This is a genomic window from Paenibacillus tyrphae (assembly GCF_027925525.1).
Lineage (GTDB): Bacteria > Bacillota > Bacilli > Paenibacillales > NBRC-103111 > Paenibacillus_G > Paenibacillus_G tyrfis_B.
The window spans coordinates 104,126-125,848 of sequence record NZ_BSDJ01000008.1 but is presented as its reverse complement, the minus strand read 5'-3'; the positions used below and the strand labels follow the sequence as shown (position 1 = coordinate 125,848).

The following is a 21,723-nucleotide window of genomic DNA, read 5'->3' as shown; positions in this document are numbered from 1 at the left end:
CAGAAAATACACGCGAAGCGTCCCGGTTGCCTGAGGCCGACGGATTTGCGATAATGCCTATAGGACATGAATGAGATAGAGAGGTGTTTGGATGGAGAGCAAGAAGAAGATCTTCGCTTTTTTGGGATCGTATGCGGAGGCGGCCGATTCGGGCTTGTACGCCTGCAGGTTCGATCCCGATACCGGAAGTCTTGAGCTGACCGATCAAACGGCCGGGCTGCAAAATCCGACGTTTCTGGATGTGAATGCTGAGGGCTTGAAGCTATATGCGATAACGGAGGGAACCGATGCCGAAGGCAAGCGCTGCGGGGCTGCCGCGGCTTACGGATTCGATCCCGGTACCGGCAAGCTGTCGCTGCTCGGACAGGAACTGACGGTGCCGGCGACTACGTGTCACATTACTTTGGACCGCACCCATACATACATCATGGTCGCAAGCTACCACGGCGGCATGATCGGGCTGTCTCCGCTGCTGGAGGACGGACGCATCGGCAAGACCGCGGACATCCGCCGGCACGAAGGCTCCAGCGTCCTGCCCGTGCAAAATCAGGCGCGTGCGCATTCCGTATTCGTCGACCGTTCCAACCGCTACGCCGTCGTCTGCGATCTGGGGCTGGATCGCGTTTTTACTTACAAATTCGACCTCGCCGCCGGGCAACTGCTTCCTCATGACGAAGTTCGGGTAGCGCCCGGTTCGGGACCGCGGCATTTTGTTTTTCATCCGTCGCTGCCTTACGGCTATGTCATCAACGAGCTGAGCTCAACGATCACGGCATTCTCCTACGATCAGGAGAACGGTAAGCTCAGCGAAATCCAAACCGTTTCGACGCTGCCCGCTTCTTATGAAGGGGATAGTGCGTGCGCCGATATTCACATCTCGCCGGACGGCAAATTTCTGTACGGCTCCAATCGCGGACATGATAGCATCGCGGTGTATGCCATCGATTCGTCGACCGGGAAACTCACGCTGATCGAGCATGCCTCGACGCTTGGAGGACATCCGCGGAACTTCGCGCTCTCGCCGGACGGACGCTTCCTGCTCGTAGCCAACCGGGATTCGAATCAAATCGTGACGTTCGCGCGGGACGAGGCTACCGGAAAGCTATCGCCTACAGGGAATAGACTCGATGTGTCCAAGCCCGTGTGCATCAAGTTTGCAGCAATGGGTTAATTTATGGCGGAGGTCCCTGTTTATCAGGGACCCCGTCGTTTTTCATCTTACCCGCGGATGGTGATGCGCACCACATGAACCGGAGCCCCCGCCTTCGTATAGCGGAACTCTAACGGCTTCTCCGGCCTTCCGTTGATTTTATAAATGAGCAGGTCCCCTTGGCGCAGCACAACCGACAAATCGTCGCCCGATGAAAATTCCATATCCCCGTCAACCGGATGTATGCATTCGTAGCTCACCGTATCCGCGGCCGCCCCCAGACGCAGACGCTGCTGCACATCCTCTCTGTAAGTATCGCGGATCAGAACAGGCAGCATTTCGGCCGAGTAACCGGGGCCCAGCATCACGTTGAGGTCGTTCCCCTTTCCCCGGCACCGGGTCGTCCAAGCCCCGTCAAAGCTGTCTTGATCAAAAGGCTTCAACATGGCCGTATGCCGCTGTTCGTGCTCCAGTACAAATTCGCCATGCGTTGCCATCAGCAATCTCCGATAACCGGGCAAACTCGTGAAGACGGACTCCTCCGCATGAATCGCCGCCCTGCTAATTCGCCAGTCGAAATTCCGCTGCTCATACGACGCGTCCTCCGGATAGATCGCCATTTGCGTCGTGGCTCCTCCCGACCAGCTCGCCGTTTTTTGATCCTCTTGCCGAATGATTTTGACGGAAAAGCCCATCGAATCGATCACATCGCTTTCATGTTCTTAAGATGAACATACAACGGGACGATTCAGGAATCAAGGCTTGTCCGGTATTGTTAGATTTTAGCAAGGAAGCGTAACCTTTTTGTAAGCTTTGCTTAGCTTTCGGTTAACGAACAGGCGGTAAAGTAAGGAAGCGCGCTGTGCCATGGAATACGTTTGCCATGACGGAACGATCGGGTTGTTGCCGCCAAAGATGGGAGGAGAAGCGATATGTCCGCAGCATGAGAAAGGAAGACACTATATGGCCGTACGGCATCGAGGAAAGCCAAGTCGTTGATTTCCTTCCCGGAACGTGGTAATCTGCCGTTAAACTAACCGGTTAAGGAAGGTAGACTTGCTATGAACAAACGCATCCTCATCGTCGACGACGATCATAAAATCGCGAATTTGCTTGAAATTTACTTGAAAAACGAAGGCTACGAGGTTCTTAAGGAGCATAACGGAATCGACGCCATAAGACGGATCGCGGAGGAAACCGTCCATCTGGTCATTTTGGACGTGATGATGCCCGAATTGGACGGAATGGAGGTTTGCCGCAAAATCCGGGAGGACAAGACGACGCCGATCCTGATGCTGAGCGCCAAGGACGAGGATATGGACAAAATTTTAGGCCTGATGACGGGGGCCGACGATTACATGGGCAAGCCCTTCAACCCGCTGGAGCTGGTGGCGCGGGTCAAGTCGCTGCTGCGGCGGTCGTATTTCAGCGCGCAGACGGCTCAGCCGGATGCGGAAGGGATCATCAAAATCAAATCGATGCAAATCGATAAGCGCAACCATGCCGTCACGATCGACGATCGTCCGATCAAGCTGACGCCGATCGAATTTGGCATTTTATTTTTGCTTGCCAGCCACCCGGGGCGGGTTTTCGGGTCGGAGGAAATTTTCGAGCTGATCTGGAAAGAAAAATATTTTGAGACGAACAACTCTGTCACGGTGCATATCAGCCGGCTGCGCGAGAAACTGGAGAAGGAAATGGCGGGAGAAAAGCTGATTCACACGGTGTGGGGGGTAGGGTACAAAATTGAGAACTAACTGGAGAGTTGCGGTGCCGCTCTTCTGGAGCGTATTAACAACCGCGGTCGTGCTGGCAGTCATTTCGACGATCGCCAAGTCGATTTATTTTTCCAAGCTGTCTTTAAATTCGCTCTTTATTTGGATTAATTATTATATCGGTTACCCCGATATTTACTATCTTACGGCGCTGCCTTTGTTTATGCTGTCGGCCATATATTTTTTCAAACGGGAAAAAGACGCCCGCTACCACAGATACCTGATCCTTATTATCGAGGACGTACAGAGGATCGCCGACGGCGACTTCGATCATAAGGTGCCTGTGCAGTCCATCGGCGAGCTGGGCCAACTGGCCGGAAACATCAACCAGGTCGTCGAGCGGCTCAAAACATCGATTGACGAGGAACGGCGGGCCGAGTCCACCAAGAACGAACTGATTACGAACGTATCCCACGATCTGCGGACTCCGCTCACCTCGATTACCGGCTATCTCGGTCTCATCGAGCAGGACCGTTACCGGGACGAAGTGGAGCTGCGTTATTATGTCAACATGGCGTACGAGGAATCGCAGCGGCTGTTTCAATTAATTCAGGATCTGTTCGAATATACCCGCTTAAGCAATATTACGGGGGCGACGATCCAGAAGGCTCCGATCAATCTGGTTGAAATGATGCGTCAGCTTTTCGCCCAGTTCCGGCTGCAGCTTCAGGAGGCCGGGATCGATCAGCATATGACCTTCTTCGAGCCGCAGCTGCTGGTCATGGCTGAGGGCAACAAGCTCCGGCGGGTATTCGAGAATTTGATCTCCAATGCAATCAAGTATGGCAGCGAAGGGAAATATCTTGAGGTGCTGGGCTTCAAGGAAGGGGACGAAGCGGTGATCCAGATCATCAATTACGGCGAAACGATCCCGCAAACCGATTTGCCTCATATTTTCGAACGGTTTTACCGTGTGGAGAAATCCCGCGCGACGCATACCGGGGGTTCCGGCATCGGCTTGGCCATCGCCAAAAGTATCGTCGAGCTGCACGGAGGAACCATTGCCGCATCCAGCGACGAGGAGCGGACCGTCTTTACGGTGCGCCTGAATATCATGGGAGAGAAGGCCAATTCTTAAGAAAATGTATATGAAACGTGTCGAACCTGCAGGGGGAGGCGCGTTTTTTTCGTCTTTATATAGAAAATCTTAAGAATTTCGTTAACTTTTCTTAGTTCCTCGTTAAGTAATGGAGTTCATAATAAAGAAAAAAAGCGCTCCGGAAGCGCTCGTTTGTCGGAGGAGGCTTGGATAGAGATGCCGCAACAATTAGAGAAAACCAGCAATTGTCGTAACTTGGAAAATCGCCCGTCCTCCAAGGATGAGGCTCTTTTTAGATCATGGATGGAACAGCACCGCCGCGAGGTATGGAGCTATGCCTACGGATTAACACGTAAACACGATGTGGCCGACGATATTACCCAGGATGTGTTTTTGAAGGCTTACCGCCGAATTGCTTCGTTTCGGGGCGACGGCTCCGTCCGGGCATGGCTGCTCACGATCACCCGCAATACCGTGTTCGATTATCGGAGGAGCTCCTATTTTCGCAAAGTTACGGTTATGGACAGGATCGAGACGGAGAAGGCCCATACATCCGCGGAGGAGGAGTTTTTGAGGCGTGAGGACAGCCGCGAAATGTTCGGGAAAATTTTGGAGATGCCTCTGCCGTTTCGGGATGTGCTGCTGCTTAAGGCCAAATACGAACTGAAGCCCGGCGAAATCGCCTCCTATTTAAAGCTCCCGCTCACGACGATCAAAACAAGACTGCATCGTGCGCGGAAAGAAGCCGTCCGGCGCCTTCAAGTCGAGGGGCGCCCATAACGGTTCCCCGGCTTGCCGGATCTTCCAGCACCCCCGGTATGCGCCCCCGCCGCGCTTAAAAGTTTCCTTCGTTTCGCCATTCCTTTCGTTATTTCCGTCTGGACAAGCCTACGGCTTCTTTTCCGATTTTGCCAGAAATTTTCGGTCAACTTCCTTTTGCTTTCTGCATAGGTATTTATTACACTTCAAATCCGAAGAAGAAGCCGGGGCCGAAACCCGGAAGCGGCGGCTATCGGCGTTACGCATCGTTTCGAAGCGCGTATCCTTTCGAAGCCGGTTTTGCTTAGCGCAAAACCTATAAGCGTATCCTTTCGAAGCCAGTTTTGCTAAAGCAAAACTCGTAGGAGGTAAGATCATGAATATATTCAAGAAAATCGCCGACTTTCGCACGGAAACCGAAAGGCTGGCCTGGACCGGAACCTTCGCCGAGTACATCGAGTTGCTCCGCCAGCATCCGCATTTGGCTATGACGGCGCATGCACGGGTGTACGAAATGATTGCCTCCCACGGCATACTGGAAGAAAATGGACGTCGAAAGTATAACTTTTTCGAAAAAGAGATTTTCGGGCTCGATTCTGCAATTGAGAAGCTGGTGGAAGAATATTTCCATTCGGCGGCGCGCCGGTTGGACGTTCGCAAGCGGATCTTGCTATTGATGGGGCCGGTCAGCGGCGGGAAGTCGACCATTGTCACGATGCTCAAGCGCGGGCTTGAGCAGTTCTCGCGCACGGATCAAGGCGCTGTATATGCGATCAAAGGCTGCCCGATGCACGAAGAGCCTTTGCACTTAATTCCGCATGAGCTGAGAAGCGAGGTTGAGCAGGAATTCGGCGTGAGGATCGAGGGCAACCTGTGCCCCTCCTGCCAAATCCGGCTGCGGGATGATTATGGGGGACATATCGAAGACGTGCCGGTGGAGCGCGTACTGTTGTCTGAAGATAGCCGCGTAGGCATCGGGACGTTCAGTCCGTCCGATCCGAAATCGCAGGATATCGCCGACCTGACGGGGAGCATCGATTTCTCCACGATTACCGAGTACGGCTCGGAATCCGATCCGCGGGCTTACCGTTTCGACGGAGAGTTGAATAAGGCCAACCGGGGCTTGATGGAGTTTCAGGAAATGCTGAAATGCGATGAGAAGTTTTTGTGGAACCTGCTTTCCCTCACGCAGGAAGGCAACTTTAAAGCCGGACGGTTCGCTTTGATTTCGGCAGACGAGCTCATTATCGCCCATACGAACGAATCCGAATATAAATCGTTTATTGCCAATAAAAAGAACGAGGCACTCCAATCGCGGATGATCGTTATGCCAATTCCTTACAATTTGAAGGTGTCGGACGAAGAGAAAATTTACGCCAAGCTGATCAAGCAAAGCGACATGAAGCATGTGCATATCGCGCCTCACTCGCTGAGGGCCGCGGCGATTTTCTCGATTCTAACCCGGTTGAAGGAATCCAAGAAGCAGGGAATGGATCTCGTCAAAAAAATGCGCATGTACGACGGCGAAGAGGTGGAAGGGTATAAGGAAGCGGATTTGAAGGAGATGCAGAGCGAATATTTGGAGGAAGGCATGAGCGGAATCGATCCCCGCTATGTCATCAACCGGATTTCCAGCGCGCTGATCCGGCAAGGTCTGGAATTTATCAATGCGCTGGATGTGCTGCGGGCCCTCAAGGACGGTCTGGACCAGCACCCGTCCATCACGAAGGAGGAACGGGAGCGGTACTTGAACTTCATCTCTATCGCGCGCAAGGAGTATGACGAGCTAGCCAAGAAAGAGGTGCAAAAAGCGTTCGTCTACTCGTTCGACGAATCGGCGAAGACGTTGTTCAACAACTACCTTGACAATATCGAGGCATACTGCAACTGGACCAAAATCAAGGACCCGCTAACCGGCGAAGAGATGGACCCGGACGAGAGGCTCATGCGTTCGATCGAAGAGCAGATCGGCATTTCGGAAAATGCGAAGAAAGCGTTCCGCGAGGAGATATTGATCCGGATGTCCTCCTATTCGCGCAAAGGAAAGCGGTTCGACTACAGCAGCCACGAGCGGCTTCGCGAAGCGATCGAGAAGAAGCTGTTCGCCGATCTGAAGGACATCGTCAAAATTACGACTTCGACGAAAACCCCGGATGAGAACCAACTGAAACGAATCAATGAGGTCATCAAGCGTCTTGTCGAGGAGCACGGCTATACGACCGCTTCGGCCAATGAGCTGCTGCGCTATGTCGGCAGCTTATTGAATCGGTGATTGATTGCCTGAGGTAACAAATGAAGAAAAGATCGCCCTTCCGCCGTTGAGGTCAATGGAGGGGCGATCATTTTCTTTTATGGCTGTGCTTTGAATTCAAGCAGACGCAGCAGCATCGTGGCGACTTCCGCCCTTGTGGCGGCACGCTTCGGTTGGAAGGAGCCGTCATTGTATCCTTGAATGAGCTTTTGATTTATTAAAGTCGAAACGGCCGATTGGGCCCACTCGGAGATAGCCGCGCTATCCGAAAGCTTTGCTTCGGTTCCGTTAGCATTTAGTCCGAAGGCACGCACCAGAATAACGGCCATTTGCTCTCGCGTAATCGGCTGGTCCGGCTTGAATTGGTCCCCGAATCCGTCGACGATACCCTTGGCGACGGCGGCTGCAATCGCTTGGCCGGCCCAATGGCTGCCGGTGTCCGAGAATGCCGCCTGCGAGTTCGCGTTTAATTTCAAAGCCCGCACGATGACGGTAATGAATTCCGCCCGGGTCATGGCTTGCTCCGGCTTGAAGGAGCCGTCGGGAAAACCGTCGAACAGCTTTATCGTGCTCAGTTTACCGACCGCCTCAATCGCCCAATGGGCGTTCATGTCTTTGAACGTTACGGCAGGAACGGAACCGTTGTTGTTCCCCGTATTCGTGCCAGCGCCTTTATCCGGCTTTACTTCATCGGACGGCTTGTCCGTACTCGGCTTCGTTCCCGGAGCACCACCGCCTCCGCCAGTACTGCCGCTTCCTGTGTTCGTTCCGCTGCCAGTGCCCGGAGACGGAGAGGAGCCGCTGTCCGAGTCAGGCTCCGTGATCGTAATCGTGACGGTGGCCGAAGCTTCGGCCAAGCCGTCGGTTACTTTATAGTGGAACACGTCGGTCCCTGTTTGACCTGGCTTCGGCTTGTACGTAAATTTGCCGTAAGTCGCATCCGTAACAGTTACGGTTCCCTTGTCCGCTTCTTTGGCAATCGAATACGTAAGCCGGTCTTGATCGGCGTCGGTTGCTTTGAATTCGCCGTTTAACGCAACGCCTTGGCTTGTGGTGTAAGTAACGTTGTCTGCCTTCGGTGATTGATTAGGCTTAATTTCGATGACGACGGCAGCTTCATCTGTGCCGCCCTTGCCGTCGCTGACTTCATACGTGAACATGTCGCTTCCGGATTGCTTCGGATTTGGAGTGTAAGTAAAAGCTCCGTATACGGAATCGGTTATCGCCGCCGTTCCCTTAGCCCCCTGCTTCACGATACGGTAAAAGAGCGGATCGCCGTCCGGATCGGCGGCCATCAGCTTTCCTTGAAGCGGCAAGCTTTCATTCGTCTTGAATGTCATGTATTCTGCGACCGGTTTACGGTTGCCGCTGCCGTCGGTCTGCTTCTCGATGTCGATAACGACGAGCGCATCGTTTGAGTTCGTTTTACCGTCGTGCGCCCGGAAAACGAAGGAATCGATGCCTGCCGCCGCCGGATTCGGTTTATACGTAAACGTTCCGAGAACGGCGTTTTCAAGTGTGAGCGTGCCTTTGGCCGGCTGGCTAACGATCGAATAGGTCAGCGTGTCTTGACTGTCCGCATCCGCAGCAGCCAGTTTACCGCTTAGCTGTCCGTTTGCAATGACGGTATACATCGCGTTTTCTGCTTTCGGCGCGTGATTCGTCCGGATGTTGACGGTTACGGTCGCTTCGTTGGACATGGCTTTACCGTCGCTGGCTTTAAACGTAAAAGAGTCGGTGCCAGTTGCGCCCGGATTCGGCGTATACGTAAATGCGCCGTAAACCTCGTCCGTAACGGTGACTATCCCTTTGGCCGCCCTGTTAACGATGCTGTAGGTCAGCTTGTCTCCGTCCGGATCGGTAGCTTTCATGTTCCCTGAGGCAGTCTTATCCTGATCGGCGCTTATGGACGCGTTTTCTGCGACCGGTGTCTGATTTTGCACCATGAGAAACTCGCTGCTTTTCAAAGCGTGGTCCGTGATGCGAATCTCGCTGATCCAGCCGTTAAAGGAAAGCTCGTGCACATTATCATAGTGACCGGAGCCGATAGTCCACGGCTTGCCTGCCGCCGCAATTCCTACCGGATTGCCGTCCGGGTTGCGCAGCACGGGAGCACCGTCGATGTACATTTTCGTCGTCTGACCGTCGTTGACCACGGCAACATGGTACCACTTGAAGAACAGCTCGCCCGACCAGTTGGTCACCGTATCGTTGATATTCTGCGGGTAAACGGCCCACTGCATCTCTTTCAATGTGGAAATTGCCAGCGAGGCCGTCGGCTCGGCGGGGTCGCCGCCTGTTTTGCCGGCGTTGGCTCCGGTTTCGTCGCGGGCCAGAATCCCCATCCAGCCATGCTTGTCCTTATCGAAGTCGGGAGCCAGCTTGACGAATGCTTCGATGGTGTAGCCTTGCTCGAACGTCATGTTATTGATGGCCGCCTGATCGGCGGTTTTCAGATAGGAAGCTTTGCCTTGAGATTTATCGCCGAACAGGCGAATGCTAGCCTTGCTTTGACTTTTGAACGGAGCATCCGAGGACCAGACCAAGTCTCCCGACGCACTGTTTCCGACATTATGACGGTACAGATCGTTATGATTGCCTGACAGATCTTTCACGACCGTGATGCCGTCAGGGAGTGGCTGTCCCTCGACTGCCTGATCGCTCTCCATACGCCAATGGGCGACCGTGCCTTGATTCGTTTCGCCAGGATTTTTGATACGAACGGATACCGTCCCGGGAGGGGAGTCGGCTTTCCCGTCATTGACCACATAAGTAAACGTATCCGTTCCGGTTTGACCCGCATTCGGAGTGTAGGTGAAGGCGCCGGATACCGGATCGGTAATCGTCGCCATACCTTTGGACCCCTGACTGCCGATGCGGTAATTGAGCGTATCGAAATCGGCATCGGTCCCTTTCAGCTTGCTGCTGACCGGTTTGTCCTGGAACGTATCGAAATCGGCATTTTTGGCGATCGGAACTTTATTTTGCGATCCCCAGAAGGAGCCGAATCGCTGCTCGAAGTTCATAGATACGGTAAATTCGTTGTTTGCGTCGGTCAAACGTTCCATATCGAATTCGTCTCGCTCATCTTCGGGGATGTTCATCACCCAGGGAGAGAAGGAGTAAGCTTTGATTTGGTTGCCTTTCAAATCGATATTGAGCATCCGCATCCAACCGTTGCCGCCCATGTAGCCGCCTTGGTAATCCACGACCATCATGAGCACGTCTTTCCCGTTTTCGTTCGGTTTCACCATATGGGCGGCCCCGTGGTGATGTCCGTTCACCGTCAGGAAAATTTGATCGTTCTTCTTAATCAGCTTGTCCCACAAGCCTTGGCCGTGCTCTGCCGTAATGAAGGCCGTTTTTCCGTCCTCGGCAATGTTCAGAAGCTGGTGAGTGATCAAAATGACGGGGAGATCCGGGTGAGCGTCAATGACTTGCTGCGCCCACTGAATGGACGCATCGGAGGTACGCCAGTCCAGGAAGAGAGCGAGAAATTTTTTGCCGGCCGCTTCAAAGGTGTAGTAGGAGCAATATCCGCTCGGGGACACGCCACCGAAGCCTGGGCTGCCAGACATGCGGGTCGCCGGATTGAAATACCGCATAAATTTCTCGGCGCTGTTATTGCGCTGGTCATCCCATTGCGATTCGTTAATATCGTGATTTCCGGCCACATAGCCGTAAGGAACGTGGTATTTGTCGAGCCATTTCATCGCCTCGTCGGCAGCCTGCCATTCGTAATCTTGATTTCTTCTGTCTACGATATCTCCGACGTGGGCTGTGAATGCAATGCGTTCGTTGAACTGATTTTTTGCGATCCACTCGGTTTGCGACAAGAAAATTTCTTTTTTGTAGCGGGCATACATTTGCGTGTCAGGAAGAACGGCAAGCTGGAAGCTTCCCGCAGATGACGAGCTTGCGGCTAATGCCGACTGGTCTGCGGCCGGTACGAGAACGGCTGTCATCAGCATGACGGCAGCACTGATCAGCGCCAGCAGTTTACCGCTTTTTCTTACAAATCGGGTTAACATCGTGTTCGCTCCTTTAACGGTGTCTTGGGTTATAGATGGCAACCTTTTCTAGTTTAAAAAAGAACTGTTCGTCAAGTGTTAATTGGTTTTTAAAGTTTTGTTTAGATTAGGTTTGCTTGAAATACGGCCTGCGGGTCCATTATCATGAAGGTACTGTGATTTACCGGATTTTTCGGTTTTTGGGGGGACTGTCGATGATTACCGTATTGATCGTGGATGACGACCGGCATATTCGGGAGCTGATCCGAGTCAGTCTGCGCGAGGAGGGCTATCGCCTGCTGGAAGCGGAGAACGGGCAGGACGCATGGAAGCTGCTGCAGGAAAACCGGGTGGATCTGGTCATCCTCGACATTATGATGCCGTTTATGGACGGCTGGGAGCTGAGCCGTCATATTCGGATGCAGCAAACGGACCTTCCGCTGCTGATGGTAACCGCCAAGGGCGAGACGGGAGACAAGGTTAAGGGATTCGAGCTGGGAACGGACGATTATTTGGTCAAGCCGTTCGATCCGCTGGAACTGGTCGTGCGGGTGAAGGCGCTGCTGAAGCGATACCGGATCCATGCGTCGGATACCGTGCAATTCGGCCGGATCGAGCTGAACAAGAAAAGCCATGAGGTTCTGAAAGGCGACGAGAAGTTGACGCTTCCGCTCAAAGAATTTGAGCTGCTCTACAAGCTGGCGAGCCACCCGAACCAAATTTTTACGAGGAACCAGCTTATCGAACAAATCTGGGGGCACGATTATGAGGGAGACGACCGTACCGTGGACGTTCATATCAAGCGGCTCAGAGAACGGTTTGCGGACGAGACGGACAGCTTCTCCATCCGCACCATCCGGGGGCTTGGCTACAAGCTTGAGGTGAACGGATGATCAAAACGCTCTACACGCGGATGGTGCTTGTTTATTTGGCGGCGGTCATCTTCGGATTGGTCGTCGCCTTTGTGATTATGGGTCTTGTTTTCTCGGAGAGGCTGAACGCGCAGCTTCGGGAAGACATGACCCTGGTGGCGCAAGATTTGATCGAAACCTATGAAGCGACGGACAACGTCGATTTCGACTCGTATATGACTAACCGCAAGCTTGCCAAGCCTTTCTTCATCAGGGTATACGATGAGGCAGGCAACGAAGCGTTATACGGATATACCGACGTCGAGACGAGGAAGGCTATTACTCCGCAGGAAATTGCTCAGGTGCTGCGCGGGGAACAGCTTTGGAATGAGTCGAGCATGGATGTCAGCATACTGGGTTACCCGGTGAAGATCCAAGGGCATTCGTATGCGATGTTCTTGCAGCCGGCCTCGAACAAGTCCGACCGGCTCCTGCAAAGCTATTTGAACATCTCGCTGATCAACGCCTTGATTATCGGCAGCGTCTTCATTATGGTGGCCGGCCGCTATTTGGTTAAACCGATCAAGCGCATGACCAAAGCGGCCAGGCGGATGGCCAAGGGCGATTTCAATATCGGCTTCGATTGGAAATTTCGTAAGGACGAACTGGGTGAGCTTGCCCAAAGCTTCACCGAGATGGCCGGAGAGCTGAAGCAGATGGAGCGGATGCGGCAGGATTTCGTGTCCAATGTCTCGCACGAGATTCAGTCTCCGCTTACATCGATCGCCGGATTTTCCAAGCTGCTGCGGGAGAAGGTGATGTCGGAGGAGGAACGAAGGCAATATCTGGAGATCATTCAGACGGAGGCGGAACGGTTGTCCCGGCTCAGCGAGAACTTGCTCAAGCTCGCATCGCTTGAATCGGAGCATCATCCGTTTCACCCGACGACGTATGCGCTGGATGAGCAGCTTCGCAGCGTCATCGTAGCCACGGAGCCAATCTGGTCAGCCAAAAAGCTGGAGCTAGATTTGAGGCTGCCCACGGCGAAAATTTATGCCGATGCGGATCAGCTCAGCCAAGTGTGGATGAATCTGATCACCAACAGCTTGAAGTTCACACCGGAGGGCGGCATGGTGAGGGTACGGCTGCTTCCGGCCACCGACCGGATTCAGGTGCGGATCGGCGATACGGGCATCGGGATCTCCGAGGAGGATCAGGCCCGCATTTTTGAACGGTTTTATAAGGCGGACCGGGCCAGGAACCGGGAGAAAAGCGGCAGCGGATTGGGACTTGCCATCGTAAAAAAGATCGTCGATCTGCATCGCGGCACGATCGAGGTGCGCAGCAAGCCCGGGCAGGGCACCGTCTTTACGGTTACGCTGCCCAGCTTCTCCGGCAAACGTCACGCTCCGGACAAGAAATAACAGCGTGAAAGATCAACCCAAATCGGGTTGATCTTGAGCTTGTTGAGAAAGTGGTCTAAGCAAAAATAGAGAAACATACGTACGTGGGGTATCTACTGGAGAAGCGATAGCGGCCGCCTTTGTCTTCGGGAAATGTCCGCTAGTAAGCGGCTTCCAATCAAATTTCCCGAAGACAAGAGTGGTCGGAAGTGGATACCCCACCCCTTCGTTACCTCTATAATCCCGTTTGACCACTTTCTCAACACTCTGAAGATCAACCCAAAACGGGTTGATCTTTTTTTGTCCGGTTCACGCTCCGTTCATAATTGCAAGGTAAAGTATTTTCCAGAATCGGATGGACATTTATAAAGGAGCGAGGAGTGGAATGAACGGACTGATTAAATTTTCGATGAAGAACGTCGCGGCAGTGATCATCATCGTCGCCATGCTGTTTGGCGGCGGGATGTATTCGGCTACGAAGCTGAAGCAGGAGAACTACCCTAACATCTCGTTCCCTGCGGTTTTCATCAGCACGACCTACCCGGGATCGCCCAAAGATGTGATGGACAACGTGACGAAGCCGATCGAAGATAAGCTGGCGAACATACCGGATCTTGACCAACTGACTTCGACCTCTAACGACAACAATTCTTTTGTTCAGGTGATGTTCAAACATGGAGTAGACCTGGACAAGAAAAAGCGGGAAGTCGAAAACTTGATCCAGGAGGTCAGCTTGCCTTCGACGGCACAAAGGCCGAAGGCTATGACGTTCGGGTTTTCGTCGATGCCGGCCTATTATCTGGTCGTGTCGGCGAACGAAGGAGTAAGTCAAACCGAGCTCGACAAGCTGTATAAGGACAAAATCAAGCCGGCGTTCGAAGGCATTAAAGGCATCGACCATATCACGGCCATTGGCAACCGGGAAACGACGATGGACATCCAACTTAATGCCGACGCGCTGAGCGCCTTTGGCTTGACCCCCTCACAGGTGGCTACTTCGATCGAATCCGCGCTGTCCAAAGGCCCGATCGGTTCCGTCGAGCTGAGCGGTAACGATAAGATGGCCCGCATATCCGGCGATTTAGAAAGCTTGTATGCTTTGGAACAGTTGGAGTTGACCGTGAGCTCCGGTGGAACGGTCCTCTTATCTCAGGTGGCGAAAGTTTCCGCTGTGACGGAATCCAAATTCATGGCCAGACTCGACGGCAAGGCAGCGCTTGGCATTCATTTGTTTAAAACAAGCGGTGCGAACGCTGTGGAATTCTCGGATGCTGCCGACAAGCTGATGAGCGATTGGAAGACGACGATGCCGAACGTCACCTTCCGCTCGATCTTTAATACGGCGGACGAAGTAAAGGAATCGATCAGCGGCATGCTGCGGGAAGGCGTGATGGGGGCGATACTTGCTTCGCTCATGATTCTCATCTTCCTGCGCAACGTCCGGATGACGCTCGTGGTACTCGTCTCGATTCCGCTGTCCATGCTGATCACGCTGATGCTGCTGCATTATTTAAACATCACGCTCAATATGATGACGCTCGGCGGCATGTTCATCGCTGTCGGACGGGTCGTAGACGATTCGATCGTCGTTATCGAGAATATCTATACGTCGCTGGAAAAAGCGCAGGAGCGAAACGAATCGGTCATCCTGATGGCGACCAGGCAGGTGGCCATGGCCATTACGTCCTCGACGATTGCAACCGTAGCCGTATTCGCTCCGATCGGGATGGTCAGCGGGATGGTAGGTGAATTTTTCCGGCCGTTCGCCATTACGATAGCCGTTGCCTTGATGGCTTCGTTATTGGTGGCGTTAACCGTCATTCCGATGCTTGCCAAGCTGCTGGTGCTGCGAGGTAAGTTCAAAGCGCACGACGAAACGAAAGTCGGCCGGTTTACCTCGATGTACGAATCGGTTCTGGAGTGGTCTTTGACGCATAGGATCAAGTCGCTGCTCATATCGGGCCTCCTGTTTATCCTTTCGATTGTCATCGTCGTACCTAATTTGGCTATCGCGCTTTTTCCGGACGGTGCTCAACCGCGCAATATTTATTATACCGTGAAGCTGCCCTACGAGACTTCCTATGCCGCGACCGATCTCAAATCCAAGGAATTGGAAAAGATGCTGATGGAGAGCAAGGATTCGAACGGCGATCCCGTATTCCGTTACGTGGAGGCGCTCGTCGGGTATAACGGCGGAGAAGGAGTTAATAACGACCGGGTGCCATATGCGTTCCAGCTCTTTGTGGAAATGAACGAGAACGTGAAGCCCGATCAAGTCAGGGATCAATTCAAGAACGCGATTTTGGCCGAGCTGCCGAAGGGCTCCGAGGTTCTCCCTTCTTCCCTCGGCGGAGGAGGTCCGGCGACGACGGACTTCGGGTACACCTTGTACGGAAACAATCAGAAGGATTTGATTGCTGCGGCAGGGATCGTCAAGAAGAAGCTGGCGGAGTTCCCGGAGCTTTACGAAGTGAAGGACGCGTTAAGCGACGCCAAAACCGTAGTCGATATCGTCGTGGACCAGAAAAAGGCGCGAACGTACGGCTTGGATGTCAGCACGATCCGCGAAACGGCGCGGGGCTGGGTTCAGAAGCAGCAGCTCGGCGATGTTAAGCTGGACGACGTAACGTACAAGACGACCGTTTCTCTTAGCAAAAAGGACAAAGATACGCTTGAGAAGCTTGGCCGGCTTCCGATATCTACGAAAACGGGAACCGTCTATTTGAACGAAGTGGCCAAAATCCGCGAGGTGGAGGCTCCGGCGAGCATTTCCCGGAAAACCCAAAAGCAAGAGGTCTCGATCACGGCGAAAATTAATGGCGCGAACAAAAACGGCGTCAGTCTCCAGGTGAACGAGGCTCTGAAGACCCTTGAGCTCCCGGAGGGGGTAACCCGCGAGCTTGGAGGAGTCAACAAGGACACCGACGAAAACTTCGGCCAACTGTATATGGCGATGAGCGTTGCGGTATTTATCGTGTATCTGGTCATGGTGCTGGCCTTCGGCAACGCCTCGGCGCCGTTCGCCATTCTGTTCTCGCTGCCGCTTGCGGCCATCGGCGGTCTGCTGGCGTTGCTCATAACAAGGGAATCGCTCAATATCACGTCGATGATTGGCTTTTTGATGCTGATCGGGATCGTCGTTACGAACGCCATCGTATTGCTCGAACGGGTGCAGCAGCTCCGGGAAGAAGGGTACACGGTGCGCCACGCGCTGATGGAAGCGGGCAAGGTCCGCTTGCGTCCGATTATTATGACCGCCGCGGCTACGATCGTGGCTCTGCTGCCGCTTGCGCTCGGATTTGCGCATGGCACCTTGATTTCCAAAGGGCTTGCGGTTGTCGTTATCGGCGGTTTGACGACTTCGACCATTCTCACGCTGGTCGTCGTGCCGATTGTCTATGAAATGATTGAGAACTGGAAAAACCGGATTTCCGGTTGGTTTAATCGAAAAAAACCAGACGACGGTTCGAAGCCGGCGACAATAGAGATGTAACGAAGGAGGAGGCACGGAAAGATGAGAAAGGTTAGAAAAGACGTTGCGATGAAGAAAGCCCTCACGCTTCGGGTCTTCGCCTTATTGGCAGCGGCTGCCCTGCTTGCGGCAGGCTGCTCGGCCCCGGGCGCCAAGGGAGAATCCACGGTTGACCTCAAGCTGGATAACCGCCCGGTGAAGACGGAGGCGATCGCCAAGCGCAAAATAAGCGATCCGCGCGAGCAGGTGGCGGAAGTGGCGGGGATGTCCGCCATGGACATTATCCCGAAGGCGAGCGGTCAGATTACGCAAGTCTTGAAGAAACGCGGAGATGTTGTGCAGGCGGGCGAGGTGCTGTTCCGAATCGACAATCGCGAGGCCGAAACGTCCTTGAAAAAAAGCCAGCTCAAGGTGAAGAGCTCGGAGCAGACGCTTGCGAAAACAGTGGAGGACAACGCCAATTCCCGCCGCAATTTGCAGGACGAGATTATGAAGGCGGAGCAGAAGGCGAGCGACGCGGAGAAAGACTACAACAAATTGCGCAATGATTTTGACGGTGGCGCAGCAACGCAGCGGCAGGTGGAACAGGCCGAGCAGGCGCTGAAGAATGCCCGCATGGAGGTGCAGGCGCAGCGGAACAAGCTGACAGCCCTGGACAAAACGAATTCGCTGGCCGACCAGCAGTCGGAGGTGGAGTCCTCGCGGATCAGCTTGGAGGAGGCTCAGCGGTCGCTTGAGAATTATGACGTCAAAGCGCCTGTCAGCGGGGTGCTGACGGATTATACGATAGAGCTTGGCGGAACCGTTTCGCCTAACGGCAAGATAGGGCAAGTCCAGCAGATCGATCCGATCAAGCTGAAGGTCGAGCTGTCGGAGCCGTCGTATGAGCTGGTCAAAAACAAGCAGGAGCTTGCCTACTACAGCCCGGATAATCCGGCCGAGAAAGGAATGGCCAAAATTACGTTTTTATCGAACGTCATGAGCGCAGCCACCAAATCGTATTCTCTGGAGCTGGAAGTCCAGAACCCGGATCAGAAGCTGAAACCGGGTACCCGGGCGATAGTTCAGCTCACCACCGAGGCGGAGGAGCAGGTCGCAGCCGTTCCGACGCTCAGCATTGTCCGCGAAGAATCGAATTCGTTCGTGTTCGTTCTTCAAGGGGATACGGTCCAGAAACGTAAAATCAAGCTGGGACGCATCAGCGACGCTTATCAGGAAGTACTGGAGGGCGTCAAGGAAGGAGAGCAAATCGTAACGAGCGGGCAGCATCAGCTGAAGGACGGCCAGAAGGTGGAGGTGGCCAAACCGGCCCCTCAAGGCCAATCCTCTCCAGCGGCTCAAGAGCCGGCTAAAAAATAAGATCCACGGCATAAGGAGGAATCATCGATGAAACAACCTTGGAAAACAGCGCTAACCTTCGTCATAATCGGAACGACACTCCTTCCGGCAAATCTGCCGGCGCTGGCGGCCGATACGACCCAAACGACAGTGGCCGCTCCGAGCAACTTCGGCTTAACGGATTCGATCCGTGCCGCGGTGAAAAGTCTGGCGATCGAAACGACCGCCGGCGGCACACGCATAGGCGCATCCGTTCGCTTATATAACGGGGGAACGCAGAAAACTCGGGTTCCCGATCATCAGCTGCACGTCCGTACGACGGGCGGAGTGCAGTATACGCTGAAGGCGAGCGCCGCGAACAAGGCTGCGCTTGAGTCGGGCGAAATCGGCGAACTCGTATATATGACCGTCATTGAGGGCACGCCGGCAATTAAACTGTCGGAGCTGTCCTTCGTCAATGTGGATGAGTATGTTTATCCGAAAAAGGAAACGAACCTGCTGACGATTCCGCTAGGCGCGAGGCAAGTGTGGTACGCGTCGGCGGCAGGAGCGGACAAAGCCGCCGAGCCGAAAGGATGGGGAGAAGCGTTTACGATTCCGGGCTTAAATTCCAGCCTGCGCTATACCCCTGCGGCAGTCAAGGTTCAGTATCCGATAAGCGGTGCTTCTGTCGGAGCGTCCGCGGGAGCCGCGTCCGGCGGGACCCCTGGTGGCGCATCCGTATCGGAAACGGGAGGGACAGCCGCTGCCCCGAACGGTGCAGCGGCTGCGTCTGGCGGTGAGTCCGGCGCACCCAACGGGACTCCGGCTGCCCCACCGAACGCTGCAGGAGAAGCAACGGGGCCTGTTGCGCTCGTCACCTTATTGGTGGAAAACCCTGGCGTTGGGCGGGAAACGATACCCGAATTCCGTATCGACGGGCAATCGGAGAATAAGACGTATAGCGGAAGCCGTACGGAGCATGGCGCCGTGACGGTCGAAGCCGGCGAGAAAAAATATATTCATTATGCCATACCTGTCGAACACAACGTGACGCTGACCTCCTTATTCGTTACGACGACCGAAACATTCGTTTCGGGGGGAGGACAGGGTGCGCCCACTACGGCAACGGGATTTGACGTCGGCCGCGTGCAGATTGCAGTTCCGAGTGGCGCGAAGACGGATACGGCGCCTGCGATTTCTTACCGGATCGGCAGCCCGATCGTCTTCGATCCGTTGAATAAGATGATCGATGCCAATACGGAAGTAACCCTGATGGAAATGCATCTTCATGAGAGTGACAACGGCTTTCATTCGGTAGTCGCCAAATTCCGGATCACGAACAAGAGCGATAAACCGGTGCCGGTGCCCGCTTTCCAGACCGAGATCCTCGGAGGAGACGGAGCCGCTTATGCCGGAGCGCGGCAATCCGGGGTCGCGACTGCGTTGAACCCGAACATGAGTTATGTCGTGAATTATTCGTTCAACGTGCCGAAGACGGAGAACGGCAAGCAGCTGACGATCAAGCTGTTGGATACGCAGTCCGCAGCTCCTTACACAAGCACGATTGCTTCCTTGCAGACGGCTGCAAGCAGCGAGGCGTCGGGGGATACGTTCGCGATGTACCCGTTTGATCTGAAAATCGTCGATTGGACATTGTCCGCTACAACTCCTGGCAGCATGGGTGGGTTGATTTACAGCTATAAAATCTCATTTACGTTGGAAGTGAAGCAGAGCGACAACGTCGTAGTCGATCAAAATTTCTCCAGGCTTTATATGGAGCTGGTAGATACGAAAGGACGCGTTCTAGGCACCGCCGAAGGCTCGTTTACCGGCCCGAATAAACTGGCAACGGGCAAGCAGATTTTGACCTTCAACGCCAAAACGGAGCAGCTCGAAAATCCGTTTACGATCCGTGTCTACGAAGCGTTCGATACGCCAAGCGGGCTGGCCAAAAGATATATCACCACGCTCAAACAATAAGCGGCGCTGCCGCAAAACGCAAAACAGCCTTTCGAATTCTGTCGGATTCGAAAGGCTGTTTGTTTATATCGTGCTTCCGTATCGCTTGCTAAGACCGGATTTTTCGGACGCCCTGCATATATATGTCTACAGTCGTGCCTTTTCCCTGCTCGCTGCTTATCTTCATGCTGCCCCCGTGATTTTCGATAATTTTAAAGGTGACCATGAGGCCGAGCCCGGTGCCTTTCTCCTTCGTCGTATAGAACGGTTCCCCCAGTCGGGGAATTCGGTCTTCCGGAATGCCGCAGCCTTGATCGGTAAATCGCATCAGCAGCTTTCCGCCCTCCATTTTACGGAATTCGGCGCGGATTTGTCCGCCTTCCGGCATGGCATCGATGGAGTTGTTCAAAATGTTGATAAATACCTGCTTGATTTGATTTTCGTCGCAGTTGATTTCGGGAAGATCGGGGTCCGCTTCCGTGACGATGTCGACATTATGAATCATCGCTTGAGAGCCGAGCAGCATAATCGTATTTTCCAGAATGATGAAGGCGTTCTTCGGCTGGTATTTGACGACTTGCGGCTTCGCGATGACCAGAAATTCGCTGACGATAAAGTTGATCCGCTCCAGTTCGTCGATCATGATTTCGAAGTAATTGTCGTAGCCGCTTACCTTGCTTTGGAGCAGTTGGACGAAGCCTTTGAGCGAGGTTAGCGGATTGCGGATTTCATGGGCGACCCCGGCGGCCAGCTGCCCAACGATCGACAGCTTCTCGGAGCGGAGAATCATCTCCTCGGCCCGCTTACGCTCGCTGATGTCCTGGCCGATCATATAAACGCCGGCAATCTGTTTGTTAACGAAGATCGGAAAGTTAAATACGCTGAGCTCGACCGGGTTGCCGTCCTTGCGCACAAACGTAATTTCATAATGGGGTGTCATGCCGTTGAGCGTTTCCTCGAAATGATCGAGCCACCGCGTATAATCCTCCGGGGAAATCAGCGGATTGATCGTGCGGTGAAGCAAATCTTCTTCCGCGTAGCCGGTGACGCCGAACATGGCGGGATTGACGCTCGTAATGAGGCCCGCGAGGTTCAGCGAGCAGATCGGATCGGGATTGTGCTCGAACAGCGATTTATAGCGCAGTTCGCTTTCTTCAAGCAGCAGTTCGGTCTTTTTCTTATCGTAGAGCGCCTTGATCATCGCGTAGGACCGGGCGAACCGATGATCCTCTTCCTGGGCCAGTATGTTCTCGAAGATGCGATCGGCTTCGTCGTCGATGATGCCTTTGTCGAGATCCTTCATCTTTCCTAGAAGATTCATGACGTTGGTAATATGCTCGCCGTGAATCCAGGCGGCGGAAGCGGTTTTATAATGGGTCGTATGGCCGTGCTGCAATGTGACGGTTCCTTTGCGCGGCTCGTACTCCGTTACGTGGTTCATATTGACCACATTCATCTGATCGATCAGGCGAAAGCCTTCCTCGTACAGCCACTCTTCGAAAGCTTCCAGCGACGCTGCCCAGTAATATTTATCAGAAACCGTGTGAATGATATATTCTTTATCCCGTACGCATTCGATTTTAACGACTTCATCAGAAGGGATGATGGTGATGTCAGAACTTTTTTTATCACGAATGACTGGGATTTTTTGCATATTTTGATATCACCTGCCTGTCGCATTCGATTCATTATATCATGCTTGCCCCCATCGTAACAGTTTAAAAATAGGCCCAA

13 protein-coding genes are annotated in these 21,723 nt (G+C 53.6%); 10 read left to right on the top strand and 3 right to left on the bottom strand.

Annotated elements, in window-relative coordinates; translation table 11 throughout:
• Positions 1-91: 91 nt before the first annotated feature.
• Positions 92-1,171, top strand: coding sequence for a lactonase family protein (locus QMG93_RS11830; protein WP_281936611.1), 1,080 nt, complete (start codon positions 92-94; stop codon positions 1,169-1,171).
• 47 nt (positions 1,172-1,218) lie between these two features.
• Here QMG93_RS11830 and QMG93_RS11825 read toward each other — a convergent pair whose 3' ends face one another.
• Positions 1,219-1,857, bottom strand: coding sequence for a HutD family protein (locus QMG93_RS11825; protein ID WP_281936609.1), 639 nt, complete (start codon positions 1,855-1,857; stop codon positions 1,219-1,221).
• 354 nt (positions 1,858-2,211) lie between these two features.
• Between QMG93_RS11825 and QMG93_RS11820 the strand changes: the two genes are divergently transcribed.
• The 4 genes from QMG93_RS11820 to QMG93_RS11805 all read left to right on the top strand — a co-directional run bounded on the left by QMG93_RS11820 (position 2,212) and on the right by QMG93_RS11805 (position 6,995).
• Positions 2,212-2,907 (top strand): response regulator transcription factor, encoded by a 696-nt coding sequence (locus QMG93_RS11820; protein WP_281936607.1) that lies wholly within the window; start codon positions 2,212-2,214, stop codon positions 2,905-2,907.
• Positions 2,897-4,003, top strand: a complete 1,107-nt coding sequence (locus QMG93_RS11815; RefSeq protein ID WP_281936605.1) for a sensor histidine kinase — start codon at positions 2,897-2,899, stop codon at positions 4,001-4,003. Before QMG93_RS11820 ends, QMG93_RS11815 begins: the two co-directional genes overlap by 11 nt.
• Before the next feature lie 177 nt (positions 4,004-4,180).
• On the top strand, positions 4,181-4,744 hold the full coding sequence (locus QMG93_RS11810; RefSeq protein WP_281936603.1) for an RNA polymerase sigma factor: 564 nt from the start codon (positions 4,181-4,183) through the stop codon (positions 4,742-4,744).
• Positions 4,745-5,099: 355 nt separating this feature from the next.
• Positions 5,100-6,995, top strand: a complete 1,896-nt coding sequence (locus tag QMG93_RS11805) for a PrkA family serine protein kinase (protein WP_281936601.1) — start codon at positions 5,100-5,102, stop codon at positions 6,993-6,995.
• A 77-nt stretch (positions 6,996-7,072) separates the two neighbouring features.
• On the opposite strand, the gene QMG93_RS11800 is transcribed toward QMG93_RS11805, so the two are convergent.
• Complete coding sequence (locus QMG93_RS11800) at positions 7,073-11,005, bottom strand: Ig-like domain-containing protein (RefSeq protein WP_281936600.1); 3,933 nt, start codon at positions 11,003-11,005, stop codon at positions 7,073-7,075.
• 194 nt (positions 11,006-11,199) lie between these two features.
• Between QMG93_RS11800 and QMG93_RS11795 the strand changes: the two genes are divergently transcribed.
• From QMG93_RS11795 to QMG93_RS11775, 5 genes are all read left to right on the top strand, one after another.
• On the top strand, positions 11,200-11,877 hold the full coding sequence (locus tag QMG93_RS11795) for a response regulator transcription factor (RefSeq protein WP_281936598.1): 678 nt from the start codon (positions 11,200-11,202) through the stop codon (positions 11,875-11,877).
• Positions 11,874-13,259, top strand: a complete 1,386-nt coding sequence (locus QMG93_RS11790; RefSeq protein WP_281936596.1) for a sensor histidine kinase — start codon at positions 11,874-11,876, stop codon at positions 13,257-13,259. The genes QMG93_RS11795 and QMG93_RS11790 overlap by 4 nt, the downstream gene beginning before the upstream one ends.
• Positions 13,260-13,623: 364 nt before the next feature.
• The gene (locus QMG93_RS11785) at positions 13,624-16,731 is read left to right on the top strand and encodes an efflux RND transporter permease subunit (protein WP_281936594.1); all 3,108 of its coding nucleotides are present in this window, start codon (positions 13,624-13,626) and stop codon (positions 16,729-16,731) included.
• Positions 16,732-16,752: 21 nt separating this feature from the next.
• Positions 16,753-18,069, top strand: coding sequence for an efflux RND transporter periplasmic adaptor subunit (locus QMG93_RS11780; RefSeq protein WP_281936592.1), 1,317 nt, complete (start codon positions 16,753-16,755; stop codon positions 18,067-18,069).
• 27 nt (positions 18,070-18,096) lie between these two features.
• A complete protein-coding gene (locus QMG93_RS11775; RefSeq protein WP_281936590.1) occupies positions 18,097-20,010 on the top strand; it encodes a hypothetical protein in 1,914 nt (637 codons plus the stop codon).
• A gap of 88 nt (positions 20,011-20,098) precedes the next feature.
• Here QMG93_RS11775 and QMG93_RS11770 read toward each other — a convergent pair whose 3' ends face one another.
• Positions 20,099-21,643, bottom strand: coding sequence for an ATP-binding protein (locus QMG93_RS11770; protein ID WP_281936588.1), 1,545 nt, complete (start codon positions 21,641-21,643; stop codon positions 20,099-20,101).
• Between the last annotated feature and the right edge of the window lie 80 nt (positions 21,644-21,723).